At 65.7% G+C, this 321-nt stretch carries 1 protein-coding gene; it reads left to right on the top strand.

Going from position 1 to position 321, the window contains the following annotated elements:
• Positions 1-321, top strand: a 321-nt coding sequence (locus tag D7X30_RS43950) for a transposase domain-containing protein (protein WP_370052148.1), incomplete at both ends; no start/stop codon positions are given.

Raw genomic sequence — 321 nt, 5'->3', positions numbered from 1 at the left:
CCGCTCCCCTCGGCGGAGTTCGCGGTACAGGACGGGCACCTGCTGGCCCACCAAGGGGTGCCATCGGTAGTGGACCTGGGCAACTTCCGAGATGCCTACGGCAGAATGAACGGGGCGCTGCCCTGGGGCGTAAAAACTTTCTCTTCGTCGGCCACGAGGCCGCGGGGGCAAACCTCGCCGACCTCTACGCTCTCGTCGCCACTTGCGAGGCCAACCAGGTTAATCCCGAGGACTACCTCGCGGATGTCCTGCTACGCGTCCAGACGCACCCACACTCGCGCATCGGTGAGCTGCTACCTCACGAGTGGAAGCGGCGACGCG

The organism is Corallococcus sp. AB011P (assembly GCF_003611605.1).
GTDB lineage: Bacteria > Myxococcota > Myxococcia > Myxococcales > Myxococcaceae > Corallococcus > Corallococcus coralloides.
This window is presented reverse-complemented; position numbering and strand designations above follow the sequence as displayed.